Genomic DNA, 15,715 nt, shown 5'->3' with positions numbered 1-15,715 from the left:
CCGGCTGGACCGTCCGGTCCAGGTGTCCGTGGATTCACGGTATGGGGCCGGGAGAAGGCGGGGCATCGGGAAATCCATGCATTTTCAGCACACGTGCCGGCCGCCGTTGGTGCGAAAAATGCAGGCACTCAGCCGGCGTGGAATTCGGGTACGCCGTGCTTGCGCGCCCACGCGGCGGCCGCGGTGCGTGACTCCACGTTGATCTTGGTGAAGATGTTGGCCAGATGGCGCCCGACGGTCTTCTCGCTGATCGAGAGGGCTTCGGCGATCCGGCGGTTGCTCGCCCCGGCCAGCACGCAGCCGATAACCTCCAGTTCCCGCGGCGTCAGGCCGCCGGGAGCAGGGGCCTTGCTGCGGTCTCCGGTGCCAGCGGCCCCGGTCCCGAGCCGGGCGCGGATCGCGGCCGCGGTTGCGTGCTCGGCGTCGGCGGCCCGCAGGTCTCCCAAGGCCGCCCGGACGCCCGCGAGCCGCTCGTGGACTGCGGCGAGTTCGTAGCGGAGCCGCTGGGCCCGGTAAAGCGCGGCCGCGGCCTCGAACTCCTCCGCCGCCGTCGCCGGGTGCCCCTCGGCCGCCAGGACGATGCCGCGGGCGTGGCGTGCCCAGGCCTTGAAACCGGCGGTGCCGTAGAAGGCAGCGGCGGCCTCCAGTTCGTCGCAGTACACGGCTGCTGCGGCGGGTGACCGCCCGGCCAGAAGTTCGACGGCGGGCAGCAGCAGCCGGACCCGGCCCAGGGTGCCGCGTTCGGCCATTGCGGCCCGCAGCGCGGCAATCGCCTCGCCGCTCCGTCCGGAGTCGGCAAGAAGCAGTGCCGAACCGGGTTCGGCGTCTCCGCCCAGGGCACGGGCGAAGCCGAACGCCTGGCCGGCGCCCTCGAGGTCGCCGTGCCTGCGGCGGTCTTCGCCGAGCTCGTAGTACGCATCGCCCGCAATCCAGGCGTGGGCGTACCGCAGCCGTTCGCCGAGAGCGGCCATGTCCTGTTCCACCGATTCCCAGGCTCCTTCGGCGCTGAGGAGCTGGAGCTGGTGGACGCGGACAATCGCGGAGAACATGAAGGTCCGGGAGAGCTCGGCGCACCATCGGGCCAACGCGTCGGTCCAGGCCCGCATACGCGCGTAGTCGGCGGTTTCGTGGCAGAGGTGGATCACCGAGCAGTAGATGTCTCCGCCCCATTCCGCGGGCACCTGGCCGGCCATGACGGGGAGCATCGCTTCGTCCAGTTCCCGGAACCCGGTCGCGGCGTCGCCGGTCCGGATGGCACCCAGCCCCGACAACACCCCGGCGAAGCTTGCCAGTTCGGGGGCGTCCAGCCGCGCGGCGAGTTCCCGCAACCGGACGGAGCCGGCGAGCGCAGGGCCGGGATCGCCGTCGAGGTTCATCGCGTCATTGCCTTCGACGTACAGCAGGTAGCCGTGCTCGACGGATTCGGGCAGCGCGTCCAAGAGCCGCCGTGCCCTGCCCAACCAGGCCGAAGACACAGCGATGTCGCCGCGGGTGCCCCATTGGAGGGCCAGGGTCAGGGCCGTCCGGGCGGCTTCCTGCTGTTTGCCCTCGCGTTCGAGCCGGGCGAAGAGCTGTTCGGACAGGGCCATGGATTGCTGGAGGTCGCCCTGCCACCATTGGGACCGGGCCAGCTCTGCCAGTTCCGTGGTTCCGGGCTGCGACATGTGTCCTCCAAGCCTCGGAACCAGCTTACGTCCGGGCGTGCGGGCCGACGAGATCCCTGACGGTCAGCCCCGGCTCCAACGGTATTCGTTCTCCGGGCGGCCCGGCGTTCCGTAACGGGGGCTGCGGACTACCACGCCGGCGTCCGCGAGGTATTCGAGGTAGCGGCGGGCCGTGACCCGGGACATGCCCAGGGCTTCGGTGGCTTCGGTGGCTGACACGGCCCGGCCGAGCCCGGCCAGGTATTCCTTGACCGATTCGAGCGTTCCCGTCGACAATCCCTTGGGCAACGGCACCTCGGTGGGCGCGCGGAGGCTTGCGAAGGCCTGGTCGACGTCGCTCTGGGACGCGGAGCTGCGGGTCCCCGGCGCGGCCGCGGCCAACTGCTCCCGGAAGGCACGGTAGCTGTTCAGCTTGTCCGCGAAGGTGGCGAAGGTGAACGGCTTGATGAGGTACTGGACGACTCCGATGGAGACGGCGCTTCGCACGATGTTGACCTCGCGGACCGCGGTGATCGCGATGATGTCCGCCAGCAACCCGGCGCCGCGCATCCTCCGGGCGACGTCCAGCCCGTGCAGGTCCGGCAGGTTCATGTCCAGCAGCACCAGGTCCACCGGCTGCCCGGCGGCCGCGAAGTCGTTGAGCAGGCGCAGCGCCGACTGGCCGTCCGGCGCGGTGCCCGCAACGGTGAACCCGTCCAGCCTGCCCACGTAGACGGCGTGGGCGTCGGCGGCGATGGGTTCATCCTCGACGACGAGCACACGGATGTCGTTCATTCGGCCTCCTTCGTGGGGTCCGGGGCGGTCGGATGGGGTGCCGGCAGCACCACGCGGAACAAGGCGCCGCCCAATTCGCCGTCGGCGCCGATGGACAGCGTACCGTTCAGCCGCTTCACGGCCTGCCGCACCAGGGCGAGGCCGACGCCGCGTCCGCCCGCACCGGGTACGCCGCCGTCCGGACCGGGCGCCTTGGTGCTGAACCCGTACTCGAGGATGTCCCCGGCGATCGCGGGGTCGATTCCGGGGCCGGAATCGGCCACCGTGAAGGTGACGGCGTCCGGCGCCGTGGCGATGGCGAGCGACACCCTGCGCGGCGGGGGAGCGGCAGCCGTGGCGTCGAGGGCGTTGTCCAGCAGGTTCCCGAGGATGGTCACCAGGTCCTGGACCGCCAGGCCGTGCAGGCCGTCGGCGCCGGAGACGTGCACGGTGAGCTCAGCCCCGCGTTCATGGGCCTCCGCGGATTTGCCCATGATGAGCGCGCTGAGCACCGGCTCGTCCACCGAGGCCACGATGTCGTCGGTCAGCCGCTGGCTCAGCTCCAGGTCCTTGGTGGCGAAATCCAGGGCGTCGTCCGTGCGGCCCAGCTCCATGAGGGACACGATGGTGTGCAGCCGGTTGGCGTGTTCGTGGGTCTGGGCACGCAGCGCCCCCGAGAGCGTCCGCATGGTTTCCAGTTCGCTGCCGAGGGACTCGATTTCGGTGCGGTCACGCAGGGTGGCTACAGTTCCGAAGACCGCCGGTGCCCGCCCGCCCGCGCGGCCACGACTGCTTGGCCGGCCAGGCCCGACGGCGGGAGCCTGGTTGACCACGAGGATCCGGGAATCGCTGAGGTGGATTTCGTCGTGCGCGGTGCGGCCGGATTCGAACAGTTCGCGCAGGCTGCCATCCAGGGGCAGCTCGGCGAGGCGCGGCGCGGCACCCGCGGCAGGGCCGACGTCGGAGGGTTCCAGTCCCAGCAACTCCGCCGCCTGGTCGTTGTACATGACCACCGTGCCGCGGGTGTCGATGAGCACCACGCCTTCGCGGACCGAATGCAGCACCGATTCGTAGTAGGCAAACAGTTGCGCCAGTTGCTCCGGCCCCCAGCCGCGGGTGACCGAACGCAGGTAGCGGCCCAGCAGCCAGGACGCCAGCGAGCCCGCGGCAAGCAACGCGAGGCAGAGCGCGATGATCGCCCCGAAGCGGCCCGACGCCGCGATGTCCACGTTGTGCACCGTCACGCCCGCGGCCACGAGCGCACGGACCGTGCCGGCACCGTCCTTGACCGGGACGATCGTCCGCACGGACGGTCCCAGGGTCCCGGCGGTGACTTCCGTGAAGGTTTCACCGCGCAGCGCCGGTTCGATCGTGCCGATGTAGGGCTTGCCGATCTCCGCCGGATTGGCGTGCGTCCAGCGGGTGCGGTCCGGCGCCATGATCGTGATGAAGTCGACGCCGGCGTCCGCCATGACCTTCGCCGCGTACGGCTGCAGCACGGTAGAGGGGGACGCGGTACCGGCGGCCTGCAGGACCAGGGGATTGGCGGCGACGGCGGCCGCGACGGTTTGCATGCGGCGCCCGGCGTCGTCGTACGTCCGCTGCCGGGCGTCGATGATCGCCGCCGCTCCCAGCACCACGCTGAGCATCAGGACGAACAGCACATTGGCCACGAACAAGCGGCGGGCAATGCTCCAGCGCCGGATCATGCGCACCTCCAATGACCAATATGACCACAACGGTGATCCGCGTCACCCCCGGCTCCATGATGGATGTCACACCCCCCGGCGCAGGAAAGCAGTGCAGATGCCGCAGCGCCTCCAGAGTATCCAAAGGAGCATGCCATGACCTCTCAACGAGGAGAGATTGCCAACGGTAAGGCCGGGCGCAAAGGCCTGGACAAATCGCACTACCTGTACATCGCCGTCATCGCCGCCGTCGTCCTCGGCGCTGTGGTCGGCCTGCTGTTCCCGGAGGTCGGCAAGTCACTGAAGCCGCTGGGCGACGGCTTCATCAAGCTCATCAAGATGATGATCGCCCCGGTCATCTTCTGCACCATCGTGCTGGGCATCGGCTCGATCGCCAAGGCCGCCACCGTCGGCAAGGTCGGCGGGCTCGCGCTGGGCTACTTCGTCATCATGTCCACCTTCGCGCTCGCCATCGGCCTGGTGGTCGGCAACCTGATCCACCCGGGCGAAGGCCTCAAGCTCACGCCGTACGACCCCACCAAGAAGGCCGCCACGGACAGCACCGTGGACTTCCTGCTGGGCATCATCCCCGGTGACATCCCGGTGCTGCCCACCCTGCTCGCCGCGGTCCTTGTCGGTTTCGCGCTGCAGAAGATGGGTGCCCAGGGCGCTCCGATCCTCAAGGCCGTCCAGCACGGCCAGGCCCTCGTGTTCCGCATCCTCATCATGATCATGTGGCTGGCCCCGGTCGGCGCGTTCGGTGCGATTGCCGCCGTCGTCGGTGCCACGGGTGCCCAGGCGATCCTGAGCATGTTCACCCTCATGGCCGCGTTCTACATCACCTGCGCAGTATTCATCGTGGTGATCCTCGGCGGCCTCCTGCGCATCGTGGCCGGCGTCAGCATCTTCCAGCTCATGAAGTACCTGGCCCGCGAATACCTGCTCATCTTCTCCACCTCTTCTTCCGAGGCAGCCCTGCCGCGGCTCATCGCCAAGATGGAGCACCTGGGTGTTTCCAAGCCGGTCGTCGGTGTCACGGTGCCCACCGGCTACTCCTTCAACCTGGACGGCACCGCGATCTACCTGACCATGGCCTCCCTGTTCGTGGCCAACGCCATGGGCACCCCGCTGGACCTCGGCGCCCAGGTCTCCCTGCTGATCTTCATGATCATCGCCTCCAAGGGTGCGGCCGGTGTCACGGGTGCCGGCCTGGCCACCTTGGCCGCAGGCCTGCAGGCCCACAAGCCGGAACTGCTCGGCGGCGTCGGCATGATCGTGGGCATCGACCGCTTCATGTCCGAGGCCCGCGCCCTGACCAACTTCACCGGCAACGCCGTGGCCACGGTGCTGATCGGCACCTGGGTCAAGGAGATCGACCGGCAGCAGGTCAGCAGTGTCCTCTCCGGCGCCGTTCCCTTCGACGAGTCCACGATGATCAGCCACCACGCTGAGACCACCGTGAACGAAACGGCGGCGAAGGAAGCCGTTCCGGCCTAGTCCCAGACTCCGACAGTGAAAAGGCAGGCTCCCCGAATGGGGGAGCCTGCCTTCGCCGTCTGCCGGAAACCTCCCTCCCTGACCTCAACCTTCGACCTCAACCAGAAGGTAAAGGCTCAAATTGCGGGCAATGTCAAGGTCCGTTGAATGCCGTGTCGGGGACGGTAACCTTGCTTGGGAGCAGTCATTGACCGTCGTGGAGAGAGTGGATAAAGACGTGAGCAGCGAACTGGGCACAACTACGCTGGAAGGCACGGATTTCGATCTGGACGATGCCGTCATGGGACCCACCGGCCGTCCGTACCGCGAGTTCCCGGAGCCCGCGCCCCTGGACGCCCATGGCCCGGCCCGGGTCATCGCGATGGTCAACCAGAAGGGCGGCGTCGGCAAGACCACGTCCACGATCAACCTTGCAGCCGCGCTCGCCGAATACGGGCGCCGTGTGCTGCTGGTCGACTTTGACCCCCAGGGTGCCCTGTCCGCCGGCCTCGGGGCGAACCCGCACGAGCTCGACCTCACCGTCTACAACGTCCTGATGGACCGCAAGGTGGACATCCGGGACGCCATCCAGCAGACCGGCGTCGACGGCGTGGACCTGCTGCCCGCCAACATCGACCTGTCCGCCGCTGAAGTCCAGTTGGTCAACGAGGTAGCCCGCGAGCAGGTGCTCGACCGCGCGCTGAAGAGCATCGAAGACGACTACGACGTCGTCCTCATCGACTGCCAGCCCTCCCTCGGCCTGCTGACCGTCAATGCGCTGACCGCGGCACACGGCGTGATCATCCCGCTGATCTGTGAATTCTTCGCCCTGCGCGCCGTGGCGCTGCTGGTGGAAACCATCGAAAAGGTCCAGGACCGCCTCAACCCGCGCCTGCAGGTGGACGGCGTGCTGGCCACGATGTTCGACGCCCGCACCCTGCACAGCCGCGAAGTCATCGCCCGCCTCGTGGAAGCCTTCGGGGACAAGGTCTTCGAAACAGTCATCAAGCGCTCCATCAAGTTCGCCGATGCCACCGTTGCCGCGGAACCCATCACCAGCTACGCGGGCAACCACACCGGCGCCGACGCCTACCGCAGCCTGGCCAGGGAACTGATCCTGCGCGGCGGCGCGCCCTAAGACACCATGGCAGAGCCGCTCACGCTGGCGGAGAACGTGCCCGACGCCGAAAGCACCAGCGCGCGCAAGGGCGGCTTCGAGGTCCGGCTGGCTAACTTCACCGGGCCATTCGACCTGCTGCTCGGCCTGATTGCCAAGCACAAGCTGGACGTCACCGAACTGGCCTTGGCCACCGTCACCGACGAGTTCATCAAATACATCCGCCGCTTGCAGGAACTCGGCGAAGGCTGGGCCCTGGACGAAGCCAGCGAGTTCCTGGTGATCGCGGCAACCCTCCTGGACCTGAAAGCCGCGCGCCTGCTGCCCGCCGGCGAGGTCGAGGACGAAGAGGACGTCGCGCTGCTCGAGGCCCGGGACCTGCTCTTCGCCCGGCTGCTGCAGTACAAGGCCTTCAAGCAGCTTGCCGCCCACCTGGGCGAGACCCTGGAGAACGAAGCCCGGCGCTTTCCCCGGCAGGTGGCCCTGGAGCCGCATTTCGCGGCACTGCTGCCCGAACTCATCTGGCGGCACAGCCCGGAGCAGTTCGCCGGCATCGCCGCCAAGGCGCTGGAACCGAAGGACACCACGCCCCCGGAAGTCGGCGTCGACCACCTCCACGGGGCACCCGTCAGTGTCAAGGAACAGGCCGAGATCCTCGGTTTCCGCCTGCAGCACGGACGGCCCTTGTCCTTCCGGGTGCTGGTGGCCGACGCCGAGTCCACCCTCGTGGTGGTGGTGCGCTTCCTGGCTTTGCTGGAGATGTTCCGGGACCGCGTGGTCGCCTTCGAGCAGCCCGCGCCGCTGTCCGAGCTGACGGTCCGCTGGACCGGCCGGCCGGAGGGTTGGAGCAGCGGGAACCTGAGCGAAGAGTACGAAACAGCAGAAGTGCCGGAAACCCAGCCCGAGGAGCACCCGGAGGAACACCATGAGTGACTACGAGGATGCCGTCGCGGGCCTCGCCGCCCTGGGCGAACGCCCGGGCGGGGCGCGTGCGGCGCTGGAGGCCGTGCTGATGGTGATCGACCAGCCGGCCAGTTCCGAGGAACTGGCCGCGGGGCTGGGACTGACGGTCGCCGTCGTCGAGGAACTGCTGGCGGAACTGCAGCAGGAGTATAACGGCTATACTGTTAAGGCCCCGGGCACGGATGCTGACGGTTCACCTGCTGATGCAGGCGCCAGCAGAGCACCCCGGGGTTTTGAGTTGCGGAACGTTGCCGGCGGGTGGCGGATCTACTCACGGCCCGAATTCTCCGACGTCGTGGGGAAGTTCGTCCTTGACGGGCAGACAGCGCGGCTGACCCAGGCGGCATTGGAAACCATGGCGGTCATCGCGTACCGGCAGCCGGTCTCCCGGGCGAGGGTATCGGCCATCCGCGGCGTAAACGTCGACTCGGTGGTGCGGACTTTGGTCCAGCGCGGCCTGGTCGAGGAAGCCGGCACGGATCCCGAATCCGGGGCGCTCCTTTACAGGAGCACCTCCTATTTCCTGGAACGGATGGGCATCGCCTCCCTCGAGGAGCTGCCGCCCATCTCGCCGCACCTCCCGGGACTCGAAGGCATCGAGGAATTCTTCGATGCCGAGCGCATGTAAGTGCGCTGGCGGGACCAAACACACGCAAGGCAGAATTAAACACAGTGGGCAGAGCCAATCTGCCCGGCCGGCACCAGAAAAGCCGGCCCATAACAAAAGGACGGGTCATGACACAGGCGGGACGCCAGGGTTCACCACGTAACGGTTCGGGACGCACCAGCGGTTTCGGCAGCAGCCGGGGCAACGCAGGCCGCGGCGGCGCAGGCTTCGGCGGCAGCCAGGCGGGAGCCGGCAAGCGCAGCTTCCAGGGCGGCCCGTCCAGGCCGCCCCGTCCCCGCGAGGACCGCCCGTTCGACCCGGACAACCCCACCACGGCCGCCGATTTCGGCAAGCGCAAGGCCTCCGGTGCTGCCGCCGGCGCGTCCGGCGCCAAAGCACCCCGTAAGCCCGGCTCCAACAAGCCCGGCTACGGCAAGGCCCCCGGCACGCCCGGTGCCTTGAAGCCCAAGAAGAAACCCGCAAAGCAGGCCGGCGCCCGCGCCTTCGGCAGCGAACGCTTCGGCCAGAACCTGGGCCCCGTCCGCAAGCCGCGCGGCCCCAAGGGCAACGTTCCGCAGTCCGAGCAGCACGACGCCGACGGTGTGCGCCTGCAGAAGGTCATGGCCCAGGCCGGCGTGGCGTCGCGCCGCGTATGCGAGGAACTGATCCTCGAAGGCCGCGTCGAGGTCAACGGCCAGGTCACCACCGAGCTCGGCATGCGCGTGGACCCCAAGTCCGCCGTGATCCACGTGGACGGCATCCGCATCCAGCTGGACGAAAACCTGCTGTACATGGTCTTCAACAAGCCCAAGGGTGTTGTTTCCACCATGGAAGACCCGGAAGGCCGTCCCTGCATCAGCGACTTCCTCAAGAGCAGCAAGACCCATGGCGAACGGCTTTTCCACGTGGGACGCCTTGACGTCGCCACCGAAGGCCTGCTGCTGCTGACCAACGACGGCGAACTGGCCAACCGCCTGACCCACCCGTCCTACGAGGTCCCCAAGACCTACCTGGTGCAGGTGCGCGCGCCGTTCCCGCATGGCATCGGCGCCAAGTTGAAGGCCGGTGTGGAACTCGAGGACGGCATCGCCGCCGTCGATTCCTTCCGCCTGGTGGACTCCACCCCCGGCTACGTGCTGATCGAAGTCGTGCTGCACTCCGGCAAGAACCGCATCGTCCGTCGCATGTTCGACGCCGTCGGCTTCCCCGTGCAGCGCCTGGTCCGCGTCAAGGTCGGCCCCATCGGCCTGGGCGACCAGCGCCAGGGCAGCATCCGCAACCTCGGCAAGCAGGAAATCGGCCATCTCCTCGCCTCGGTGGGGCTCTAAGACATGTCGGCATTCCACACGCACGGCCGCGGGCACCTGGACGGGCCGGTGGTCATCTTCGGCACCGGGCTGCTCGGTGCAAGCATCGGCTTGGGCCTGCGCGGCCGCGGCGTGCCGGTTTTCTTGTCCGACCCGTCGCCCACCAACCAGGCCGTCGCCGTGGACATCGGGGCCGGCCGGCCCCTGAAGGAGCTCGACGGCGACCCCCAGCTCGTGGTGGTGGCCGCACCGCCGGATGTGACGGCCGACGTCGTCGAACACGCCCTGGGTGAGTACCCCGGCGCCGTGGTGGTCGACATCGCCAGCGTGAAGGCCGGCATCCAGGCGGAGCTTCGCGGCCGCGGCGTGGACATGTCCCGCTACGTGGGCACGCATCCGATGGCCGGGCGCGAAAAGTCCGGGCCGGTCGCCGCCCGCGGCGAGCTGTTCACCTCCATGCCGTGGGTGCTGTGCCCGTCCGAGGAAAGCAGCGGCGACGCCCTGCAGGTGGCTCGCTCCCTCGCCGGGGACCTGGGCGCGATCGTTACCCAGTTCGGCGCCGAGGAACACGATGAAGCCGTGGCACTGGTCTCGCACCTGCCGCAGGTGATGTCATCGCTGCTTGCCAGCCGGCTGCAGGGGACTCCGCTGCACGCCCTGTCCCTGGCCGGCAACGGCCTGCGCGACACCACCCGCATCGCCGCCAGCGACCCCACCCTCTGGGTGCAGATCCTGGGCAGCAACGCCGGCAAGATCGTGGAGATCCTCTACGGTGTCCGCGAGGACCTGAACCGGCTGATCGGCACGCTCGAGGATCCGCTGGCTCCGGGCGCGCGCCTGGACCTGGCCCAGCTGATCAGCGAAGGCAACGCCGGGCAGGCCCGCATCCCGGGCAAGCACGGCGGTCCGCCGCAGGCTTACTCCTGGCTGACCGTCCTGGTGGACGACAGGCCGGGCCAGATCGCGCAGCTGCTGACCGAAATCGGCGAAATCGGCGTCAATGTCGAAGACCTCCGGCTGGACCACTCGTCCGGGCAGAACGTCGGCATGGTGGAACTGTCGGTGTTGCCGAGCAAGCATGACCTCCTTATTGAAGCCCTCAGCGACCGTGGATGGCGGGTACTGCAGTAATGACACGTGAACTCTTTGGCCCCGAAACCGTCGTCCGCCCCGGCAAGCCGCTGGTGGTCGCCATCGACGGGCCCTCCGGCTCCGGCAAGTCCAGCGTGAGCAGGGAGGTGGCGCGCCGCCTCAAGCTCGCGTACCTGGATACCGGTGCGATGTACAGGGCGCTCACGTGGTACTGCCTGAAGACGGGCGTGGACCTGAACGACGGCGCCGTCGTCGAGCAGGCCGCGGAGGACCTGCCCTTGGAAATCAGCACCAGCCCCAGTCACGAGTACGTGGCGGTGGGCGGCGTCGACGTCACCGAGGACATCCGCGAACCGCGGATTTCCTCCTCGGTGAGTGCCATTGCCACCACCATGGGTGCCCGCAACGAACTGATCCGCCGCCAGCGGGAGCTGATTGACCAGCACCACCACCGCATGGTGGTCGAAGGCCGGGACATCACCACCGTCGTCGCGCCCAACGCCGAAATCCGCATGCTGCTGACCGCCAGCGAGGAAGCCCGGCTCCGCCGCCGCGGCATCCAGCTGGGCGGCACGCAGAGCGAGGAAGAGCTCGCCGCCCAGGTGATCCAGCGGGATGCGAAGGACTCCACCGTGGTGAACTTCACCCGCGCCGCCGACGGCGTGGTCACCCTGGACTCCTCAGACCTGGACTTTGAGCAGACGGTAGATACGGCGCTGGAGATCGTGGCCAAGGTCATCTACGGTGACTGACCGCGCTCCAGCGGCGCAGCGCGTCCCGACGGGTCTTCCCGCAGGCTGGACCATGCTGTGGAGCCGGCCAGTGGGTTTCCTGCTGGACCACGCGCTGTACAAGACCAGCGTGCGCGGGCGCTCCAACGTCCCCAAGGCCGGGCCCGTGATCTTCGCTGGAAACCACATCAGCTACCTGGACGGGCCGGTGATGTTCGGCGCGGCTCCGCGGCCCATGCACATCCTGGTCAAGAAGGAGATGTTCACCGGGTTCCTGGGGCGCGTGCTGCGCGCCTCCGGGCAGATCCCGGTGGACCGAAGCGGCGACCGCGCCGCCCTGCAGGCGGGCAAGGGACTGCTCGACGCCGGCCGTTGCGTCGGGATCCTGCCGGAAGGAACCCGGGGGAGCGGCTCCGCGGAAAGCATCGCCAGCGGTGTCGCGTGGCTGGCGCTGGCCACCGGGGCCACAGTGGTTCCGGTGGCGATCCTGGGTACCCGCAGGGGCGTGGAACACCTCGATTCGATCCCGCCGCTGCGCCGCCGCCTGTCCGTCAGCTTCGGTGCTCCGCTGTGCGTGAGCCGCCGGGCCGGCGAGTCCGGGCGTGTTTCAATGGACAGGGCGGCCGCCGAGATCCAGGCCGCGCTGGCCGGACATGTCCGGGACAGCGTGGCACAGACAGGACAGGCATTGCCCCACATACCACCACTAAGGAAAGTGCAATGAGCGATACGACTCAAAAATCCGGCCTCCACGGAGCCGGCGACGACGAATACACGCCCACCGGCACCGACCAGGTGGCTGAAAACCTCGCAGCCCTGGACGACGAGGAGGCCGAGCTCCGCGCCGCCTCCCTCCGGGCCGGCCTGGAAGACTACGACCTCGACGAGGACGACGCCGCCCTCCTTGACGGCCTTTACGGCGACGAAGGCGAGGAAGGCCCGCTCCAGCTGGACCCGGTCCTGGCGATCATCGGCCGCCCGAACGTCGGCAAGTCCACCCTGGTGAACCGCATCCTCGGCCGCCGCGAGGCCGTCGTCGAGGACGTTCCCGGCGTCACCCGCGACCGCGTCATGTACTCGGCACGCTGGAACGGCAAGAACTTCACCCTGGTGGACACCGGCGGCTGGGAGCACGATGCCAAGGGCATCCACGCCCGGGTGGCCGAGCAGGCCGAAATGGCAGTGGAACTGGCCGACGCCGTGCTCTTCGTGGTGGACTCCGCCGTCGGCGCTACCGCCACGGACGAAGGCGTCATGAAGATGCTGCGCAAGTCCAAGAAACCGGTCATCCTGGTGGCGAACAAGGTGGACGACTTCGCACAGGAAGCCGACTCAGCCGCCCTGTGGGGCCTGGGCTTCGGCGAACCGTACCCGGTGTCCGCACTGCACGGCCGCGGCGTGGCCGACCTCCTGGACAAGGTCATCGAGACCCTTCCGGAGTTCTCCCAGGTAGAGGGTGTTGACCGCACGGGCGGACCCCGCCGCATCGCGCTGATCGGCCGCCCGAACGTGGGCAAGTCCTCCCTGCTGAACAAGCTCGCCGGCACCGAACGCGTCGTCGTCGACAACCTCGCAGGCACCACCCGCGACCCCGTGGACGAATTCATCGAACTCGGCGGCCGCACGTGGCGCTTCGTGGACACCGCCGGCATCCGCCGCCGCCAGCACATGGCGCAGGGGGCGGACTTCTACGCCTCGCTGCGTACGCAGGCCGCGCTCGAGAAGGCGGAGGTCGCCGTCGTGCTCCTCGCCGTGGACGAAGTGCTCAGCGAGCAGGACGTCCGCATCCTGCAGCTGGCCATCGAGTCCGGCCGCGCGCTGGTGCTGGCGTTCAACAAGTGGGACCTGCTGGACGACGAGCGCCGCCGCTACCTGGAGCGCGAGATCGAGCAGGACCTGGCGCACGTGGAGTGGGCGCCGCGCGTCAACATCTCCGCCAAGACCGGCTGGCACAAGGACCGCCTGGTGCCGGCGCTGGACAAGGCCCTGGAGAGCTGGGACAAGCGCATCCCCACCGGCCGCCTGAACGCCTTCCTGGGCGAGCTCGTGGCCGCGCACCCGCACCCGGTCCGTGGCGGAAAGCAGCCGCGCATCCTGTTCGGCACCCAGGCCTCCAGCCGCCCGCCGAAGTTCGTGCTGTTCACCACCGGCTTCCTGGACCCCGGCTACCGCCGCTTCATCACCCGCCGCCTGCGCGAGACCTTCGGCTTCGAAGGCACGCCCATCGAGGTCAGCATGCGCGTGCGCGAGAAGCGCGGGCGGAAGAAGTAACTTCTCACAGCGCACGACGGCGCGCCTCCCTTTGCTGGGAGGCGCGCCGTTTTGTTTGGGTGCTTTTACGCACTTATGCCTCGGCGACTGCCGCCTGGTCGCGGAAGTGCCCGGTGACGATAAGCAGCACGCCGGCCACCGCCCAACCACCGAGGATCAGCCAGGGGAAGATCGTCGCGGCATCGGGGAAGTAGGACAGGTTCCGCAGGAGCGTGCCGGAGGCGCCGGGCACGAACCACTGGCCCACGTCGCCCCACGGCGCGGGGAGGAATTCCCTGGGCTGGGTGAGTGCGGAAAGCGGGTTGCCGATGAACATCGTGATCACGGCGCCCACGGCGATACCGGCCCGGCCGATCAGCGCGGAGAGGCCCGTGATGATCGCGGCCGTCGCGGCGATGCCGAGCCCGACGGCGGCGCTATTGGCCCAGAAGTCTCCCTGCAGGATGTGGAACCAGGCCTGCAGGATGCCCACCAATCCCAGGCCGCCCGTCACGCCGTAGGCGACCGCCGCGCCCAGCCGCCGCCACGCTCCGGAGACCAGCAGCGAGATCAGGATGCCGCCCACCATGCCGCCCATCGCGAGCGGGAGTCCGGCGACGGCGAGGCCCGTGCCGCGCGGGTCATCGGAGGAGAGGGGCACGACGTCGCTCACCACCACCGTGGGGACAGCTGCCGGTGTCTGTTGGTTAGCGGGCGTCTGGCTGGCCGGCTGCGGGTTCTGGGCGCCGCCCTGCTGGGCTGGCGCTTGCTGGGCTGCCTGCTGCGCGGCTTGCTGGCCTTGCTGAGCTGCTTGCTGCGCGGCTTGCTGGCCTTGCTGAGCTGCTTGCTGCGCGGCGGCGATCTTTGCCTGCATCTGCGTGACCGCGTCAGTCAGAGCCGCGATGGCCTGCTTGTCGATCTGCTGCTGGATCCCGATACCCAACTGGTTCAGGGCCGCACTGGCGGCGGGGCTCGCCGCGCTGGCCGTCAGGATCTCGGGTGCCGCCGCTCCTTGGCTTGCGGGCAGCACCACCGCGCCGTAGACCTCCCGGTCCTTGATGGCGGCGACTGCCTCGTCCCGGTTGCCGGCGGTGCGGACATCCAGCATGCCCTCCGGTGCCTTGGCCGTGAGCTGCTGCACCTGTTCGGCGGAGCCGACGACGGCGACGGGCAGGTGCTGAGGTTTCGCCGTCACACTCGGCCAGGAGAAAGCCAGCAGGATGATGCACACGGCAACGGCGGCCAGGACGGCGGTGCGGAGTGCTTGTGCCCAACTCGTGTGGGGGCGAGGGGTGGCGGAGGTGGTAGCCATGACGGGCTCCTTCAATAAAAGGAATGTTCGTTCTCTATTTTCCCCGAGGTGGGTAGACTGTCAAGAACGATCATTCGTTTTTATCGGTTTCGGGGAGACCCGGGTGAAGGAGGGCCATGCCGAAGGTCAGTGAGGAGCACCGCGAGAAGCAGCGGCAGCGGATTCTCGACGCCGCGCTCAGCTGCGTGGCGCGCAAGGGGTTCGCATCGACGTCGATGGCGGACATCATCGCGGAGGCTGGTCTGTCCGCGGGCGCGGTGTACTTGTACTACCGCAGCAAGGAACAGCTCACGGTCGACGTGGGTCGCAGGGTGCTGAATGCGAAGATTGCGGTGCTTGACGGCTTCCTCGCGCTCGATGAGGTGCCGTCGCCGGCTGTGGCCATCCCGGAATTCCTGGCCCAGATGCCGCGCGACGGATTCTTTCCGGACGTTGCGGTGCAGGTCTGGGGCGAGGCGGTTCATTCGGCTGAGCTGAAGGAGACCGCCCGGAGCCTGATCGCCGAGGTGAGCGGGCATTTCGCCGCGTACTTTGCGGCCTGGTTCCGCCAGTCCCGCGGGCTGGGGGAGAAGGAAGCGCTGGCGGAGGGTGCTCGTGTGGCGCCCGCCGCCGTCGGACTGGTCCAGGGTTACATGGTGCAGAGCGTGTTCCTGGACGACGCCGCACGAGAGCGGTACCGCGAAGCCGCGGCAGCAGTGTTGGCGGGGTTGTAAGGCTGGGTTGTTTGCGCGCTAATAATGTCAGTGCCTGGTGAT

14 protein-coding genes are annotated in these 15,715 nt (G+C 68.5%); 10 read left to right on the top strand and 4 right to left on the bottom strand.

Annotation, left to right across the window (positions count from 1 at the left end):
* Positions 1-128 precede the first annotated feature (128 nt).
* The 3 genes from DWV11_RS02520 to DWV11_RS02510 form a co-directional block, all read right to left on the bottom strand.
* Positions 129-1,664: a helix-turn-helix domain-containing protein gene (locus DWV11_RS02520; RefSeq protein ID WP_115787326.1), complete on the bottom strand. Its 1,536-nt coding sequence runs from the start codon at positions 1,662-1,664 to the stop codon at positions 129-131.
* A 63-nt stretch (positions 1,665-1,727) separates the two neighbouring features.
* Positions 1,728-2,438, bottom strand: coding sequence for a response regulator (locus DWV11_RS02515; protein ID WP_115787325.1), 711 nt, complete (start codon positions 2,436-2,438; stop codon positions 1,728-1,730).
* A complete protein-coding gene (locus DWV11_RS02510; RefSeq protein WP_115787324.1) occupies positions 2,435-4,126 on the bottom strand; it encodes a sensor histidine kinase in 1,692 nt (563 codons plus the stop codon). Before DWV11_RS02510 ends, DWV11_RS02515 begins: the two co-directional genes overlap by 4 nt.
* A gap of 135 nt (positions 4,127-4,261) precedes the next feature.
* On the opposite strand from DWV11_RS02510, the gene DWV11_RS02505 reads away from it, so the two are divergent.
* From DWV11_RS02505 to der, 9 genes are all read left to right on the top strand, one after another.
* Positions 4,262-5,602 carry a cation:dicarboxylate symporter family transporter gene (locus DWV11_RS02505; protein WP_115787323.1) on the top strand — a complete coding sequence of 447 codons (1,341 nt, stop codon included), beginning with the start codon at positions 4,262-4,264 and terminating at the stop codon, positions 5,600-5,602.
* 217 nt (positions 5,603-5,819) lie between these two features.
* Positions 5,820-6,719: a ParA family protein gene (locus tag DWV11_RS02500; RefSeq protein ID WP_115787322.1), complete on the top strand. Its 900-nt coding sequence runs from the start codon at positions 5,820-5,822 to the stop codon at positions 6,717-6,719.
* 6 nt (positions 6,720-6,725) lie between these two features.
* Positions 6,726-7,631: a segregation and condensation protein A gene (locus DWV11_RS02495; RefSeq protein WP_115787321.1), complete on the top strand. Its 906-nt coding sequence runs from the start codon at positions 6,726-6,728 to the stop codon at positions 7,629-7,631.
* Complete coding sequence (gene scpB, locus DWV11_RS02490; protein ID WP_115787320.1) at positions 7,624-8,289, top strand: SMC-Scp complex subunit ScpB; 666 nt, start codon at positions 7,624-7,626, stop codon at positions 8,287-8,289. Before DWV11_RS02495 ends, scpB begins: the two co-directional genes overlap by 8 nt.
* A gap of 107 nt (positions 8,290-8,396) precedes the next feature.
* Positions 8,397-9,596: a pseudouridine synthase gene (locus DWV11_RS02485; protein ID WP_115787319.1), complete on the top strand. Its 1,200-nt coding sequence runs from the start codon at positions 8,397-8,399 to the stop codon at positions 9,594-9,596.
* 3 nt (positions 9,597-9,599) lie between these two features.
* The gene (locus DWV11_RS02480; protein ID WP_115787318.1) at positions 9,600-10,706 is read left to right on the top strand and encodes a prephenate dehydrogenase; all 1,107 of its coding nucleotides are present in this window, start codon (positions 9,600-9,602) and stop codon (positions 10,704-10,706) included.
* Positions 10,706-11,419 (top strand): (d)CMP kinase, encoded by a 714-nt coding sequence (gene cmk, locus DWV11_RS02475; protein WP_115787317.1) that lies wholly within the window; start codon positions 10,706-10,708, stop codon positions 11,417-11,419. Before DWV11_RS02480 ends, cmk begins: the two co-directional genes overlap by 1 nt.
* A gap of 52 nt (positions 11,420-11,471) precedes the next feature.
* Positions 11,472-12,122: a lysophospholipid acyltransferase family protein gene (locus tag DWV11_RS02470; protein WP_115787316.1), complete on the top strand. Its 651-nt coding sequence runs from the start codon at positions 11,472-11,474 to the stop codon at positions 12,120-12,122.
* Positions 12,119-13,669: a ribosome biogenesis GTPase Der gene (gene der / locus DWV11_RS02465; protein WP_115787315.1), complete on the top strand. Its 1,551-nt coding sequence runs from the start codon at positions 12,119-12,121 to the stop codon at positions 13,667-13,669. The genes DWV11_RS02470 and der overlap by 4 nt, the downstream gene beginning before the upstream one ends.
* 73 nt (positions 13,670-13,742) lie before the next feature.
* Here der and DWV11_RS02460 read toward each other — a convergent pair whose 3' ends face one another.
* Positions 13,743-14,960, bottom strand: coding sequence for a YhgE/Pip domain-containing protein (locus DWV11_RS02460; RefSeq protein WP_115787314.1), 1,218 nt, complete (start codon positions 14,958-14,960; stop codon positions 13,743-13,745).
* Between the two features lie 116 nt (positions 14,961-15,076).
* Here DWV11_RS02460 and DWV11_RS02455 point away from each other — a divergent pair, with 116 nt between their 5' ends.
* Positions 15,077-15,673, top strand: a complete 597-nt coding sequence (locus tag DWV11_RS02455) for a TetR/AcrR family transcriptional regulator (protein ID WP_115787313.1) — start codon at positions 15,077-15,079, stop codon at positions 15,671-15,673.
* Positions 15,674-15,715: the final 42 nt, after the last annotated feature.

This window comes from Arthrobacter silvisoli, assembly GCF_003369445.1.
Classification (GTDB): domain Bacteria; phylum Actinomycetota; class Actinomycetes; order Actinomycetales; family Micrococcaceae; genus Arthrobacter; species Arthrobacter silvisoli.
This window is presented reverse-complemented; position numbering and strand designations above follow the sequence as displayed.

Coding starts and splice junctions, on each gene's coding strand:
- scpB (WP_115787320.1), top strand. CDS start 7,624: ATGAGTGACTACGAGGATGCCGTCGCGGGCCTCGCCGCCCTGGGCGAA.
- DWV11_RS02515 (WP_115787325.1), bottom strand. CDS start 2,438: ATGAACGACATCCGTGTGCTCGTCGTCGAGGATGAACCCATCGCCGCC.
- DWV11_RS02480 (WP_115787318.1), top strand. CDS start 9,600: ATGTCGGCATTCCACACGCACGGCCGCGGGCACCTGGACGGGCCGGTG.
- DWV11_RS02460 (WP_115787314.1), bottom strand. CDS start 14,960: ATGGCTACCACCTCCGCCACCCCTCGCCCCCACACGAGTTGGGCACAA.
- DWV11_RS02455 (WP_115787313.1), top strand. CDS start 15,077: ATGCCGAAGGTCAGTGAGGAGCACCGCGAGAAGCAGCGGCAGCGGATT.
- DWV11_RS02510 (WP_115787324.1), bottom strand. CDS start 4,126: ATGATCCGGCGCTGGAGCATTGCCCGCCGCTTGTTCGTGGCCAATGTG.
- DWV11_RS02495 (WP_115787321.1), top strand. CDS start 6,726: ATGGCAGAGCCGCTCACGCTGGCGGAGAACGTGCCCGACGCCGAAAGC.
- cmk (WP_115787317.1), top strand. CDS start 10,706: ATGACACGTGAACTCTTTGGCCCCGAAACCGTCGTCCGCCCCGGCAAG.
- DWV11_RS02470 (WP_115787316.1), top strand. CDS start 11,472: ATGCTGTGGAGCCGGCCAGTGGGTTTCCTGCTGGACCACGCGCTGTAC.
- DWV11_RS02520 (WP_115787326.1), bottom strand. CDS start 1,664: ATGTCGCAGCCCGGAACCACGGAACTGGCAGAGCTGGCCCGGTCCCAA.
- DWV11_RS02485 (WP_115787319.1), top strand. CDS start 8,397: ATGACACAGGCGGGACGCCAGGGTTCACCACGTAACGGTTCGGGACGC.
- DWV11_RS02505 (WP_115787323.1), top strand. CDS start 4,262: ATGACCTCTCAACGAGGAGAGATTGCCAACGGTAAGGCCGGGCGCAAA.
- der (WP_115787315.1), top strand. CDS start 12,119: ATGAGCGATACGACTCAAAAATCCGGCCTCCACGGAGCCGGCGACGAC.